Origin of the sequence: Syntrophomonas sp. UBA1041 (assembly GCF_002316705.1) — a bacterium.
Taxonomy (GTDB): Bacteria; Bacillota; Syntrophomonadia; order Syntrophomonadales; family Syntrophomonadaceae; genus DTU019.
Genome location: NZ_DCEA01000014.1, coordinates 18,481 through 21,202 on the forward strand (window position 1 = coordinate 18,481; position 2,722 = coordinate 21,202).

The 2,722-nt window shown below is 40.6% G+C and carries 3 protein-coding genes; 2 read left to right on the top strand and 1 reads right to left on the bottom strand.

Annotation, left to right across the window (positions count from 1 at the left end):
* The coding region (locus B2633_RS03270; RefSeq protein WP_483169113.1) for a hypothetical protein at positions 1-429 on the top strand (429 nt) is incomplete at its 5' end.
* A gap of 544 nt (positions 430-973) precedes the next feature.
* Positions 974-1,861, top strand: a complete 888-nt coding sequence (locus B2633_RS03275; protein ID WP_276618767.1) for a DegV family protein — start codon at positions 974-976, stop codon at positions 1,859-1,861.
* A gap of 256 nt (positions 1,862-2,117) precedes the next feature.
* Here the strand turns inward: B2633_RS03275 and B2633_RS03280 are convergent, their stop codons facing one another.
* Positions 2,118-2,321 (bottom strand): glutaredoxin family protein, encoded by a 204-nt coding sequence (locus tag B2633_RS03280; protein WP_276618772.1) that lies wholly within the window; start codon positions 2,319-2,321, stop codon positions 2,118-2,120.
* Positions 2,322-2,722: the final 401 nt, after the last annotated feature.

Genomic DNA, 2,722 nt, shown 5'->3' on the forward strand with positions numbered 1-2,722 from the left:
TTATTGTCATCGGCTGATGCTTTTGATGCAGCGATTTTAGCTCGTCGATTAGGAAATCAAAAGATGGCACACAATTATTTTGAACGGGCCGGTGATTCAGTTCTTTCCGATGTGCGGGCTTTGCATGAGTTTGCTCAAACGAAAATAGATATCGCCCGTAATTTGTGGATTAACAGAAGCGGAAAAGATAATTACCGGCGGGACACAAATCGTCGCTTATTAATGGAGGCCCGCGATTTACTGGAACGGGTAATTCAAATGGAAGCCCCGCCTATGCGTCATGCATGGGCATGGCGTGATTTGGGGAGGGTGCTGAAATGGTTGAAAGCGCCTATGGGAGATGTGAAAAACGCGTATTACAGAGCTATTGATTTATTGCCGGAAGAAAAAAGATTTCAAGAAGAGCTAAGACATTTGGACAGAACATGATTTTTGATAAATGGTTCTAATTTGATTGGATTTTCTATGTCATGATAAATGCCCTCCATAATGAAAAAAATGGGGGGCGTTTTCATGCCCGGGAAAGCCAAATGAAATAATTCCCAGCGTTTTGCGGCTCAGTTTGATGGTGTAAGCCAGGCGGGTCAGATCGTCCGCCATCAATAATTTGGGACAGAGTAATGAATCGGTATGATAAATCTTTGAATTAGGCGAGCCCAGTTTCTGCGAAAGACCTTTCTTGATTAAAATAAAGATGGGAAAAAATACAAAGAGTACCTTTCCCAGTGTTCTAAAATGCTATACTATGGATAAACTAAATAACTTGACTGACATAAAACCCGACAGAGTTTTTATTACCCACTCAAGGCCGCTCTTCTGAAAACATTGACCTTGTTAAAAGAACTGAAGAAGAGATGTATGATTTTAAGGAACTTTGTTACACGTGCCAGGCGTAAAATTTCTTTCATTGTGGACCAAATACACTTGGCGTTTTATTTATGTTAAATTAACAAGATGTATGGGGGAGTGTGATATGATAAATTATGTTTTAACTTGTTGCTCTACAGCAGATATGCCTAATAACTATTTTAAAATAAGAAATATTCCATTTGTATGCTTTCATTATATTTTGGACGGACAGGAATATCTGGATGATTTGGGCGAAACTATATCCTTCGAAGAATTTTATAGTAGAATTGCCGCAGGTTCAATGCCTACAACATCACAGGTAAATGTGGGACAATATATAGATTTTTTCGACCCTTTTTTAAAGGAAGGAAAAGACATTCTCCACATTTCCTTTTCTTCTGGCTTATCGGGGGCCTATAATTCTGCAAATATTGCCAGAGAGCAGCTTTTATCGATATACCCTGATAGAAAAATCCTGATTATAGATTCCCTGGGAGCATCCTCGGGATATGGCTTGCTTACAGACATGGCGGCGGATATGCGGGATAATGGAAAAACACTTGAAGAAGTATATAATTGGCTTCAGAAAAATAAGCTTAATCTTCATCATTGGTTTTTCTCTACGGATCTTACCCATTATAAACGCGGCGGGCGTATATCAGCTGCATCTGCGGTTGTGGGGAGTTTGCTTAATATTTGCCCACTGTTAAATATGAACTATGAAGGAAAACTTATTCCTCGCAAGAAGATTCATGGTAAAATACAAGTAATTAAAGAAATCGTGCGTATGATGGAGATACATGCAAAAGATGGCATAAATTATTCAGGGAAGTGCATTATATCTAATTCTGCTTGTTATGACGATGCACGTAAGGTAGCTGATTTAGTTGAGAAAAGATTTCCTTTACTCAATGGGCGTGTAATGATAAATAGTGTTGGTACCGTAATTGGTTCTCATACCGGTCCTGGAACTGTGGCTCTTTTCTTTTTAGGTGACAAGCGGGAGGATTAATTGAACCTTAATAGCAACTGCAAGGCATTGTAAAGGGCGGTCTTCGACCGCCTGCCTTCACCTCTGCCAACGCTCGTTTTGTATATTCATGCAACCCTTATGCAACAAAAAGGGTTTTTGCAGTGGAGTCAATTTTAAATATATAATTATATACGAAAGAAAGCCCAGCAGTCCTGGGCTTTCGGGCATATTTGGGCTGTTTGCCGGTTGAAAAAGCACTGGTTTCGGCCGTCTTACAGACGGTCATTTACACACCTCAACCTCCGCCGTTGAAACCAACTGTAACCTGTCCATTATCCACTATGACCGGAACCATGGTGTTGTTTGTGAGTTGCTTGATCTCTTGGATTCTTTCCCGGTGAACCGATAGATTAACTTCCTCGAATTGGATTTCCTGGGCGGTAAAATGCCGCTTTGCTCCCTCACAGTAAGGGCAGCCGGTTTTCGTGTAAATAATCAATGAGTTTGTCACCTCCCTAGCAGTACCAGTAGTAGTTATCCGTCCTTCGATGTGTTTCCCGAAGGAAACAAGAGGTATTCTTGTTGCTTTCTTATTCTATTTTATTATACCATCCAAGATAGCATGTCCCTACGCTGATCTTCGAATGCCAACCTGATCGGGAATCATACTATTCCTTTTCATTAAAGCTAATTCAATGTATACAGTGATTGACAAAACACGGTTAAATCTGTATATTTATTTATAATTTAATATTCAAAGGCATTGACGGAGAGAGTACGTTTCAAGGTGAACGTTTTAGCGAGCCGGGGACGGTGCAAGCCCGGTACCAGTAGTCTGAACCCGAAAATCACTCCTGAGCTGCGGACCGAACGAATTATCCAGTAGGCTCCGACGGTTTT

Excerpts from the sequence above, each read along its gene's own strand:
- B2633_RS03275 (WP_276618767.1), top strand. The coding sequence starts at position 974 with ATGATAAATTATGTTTTAACTTGTTGCTCTACAGCAGATATGCCTAAT.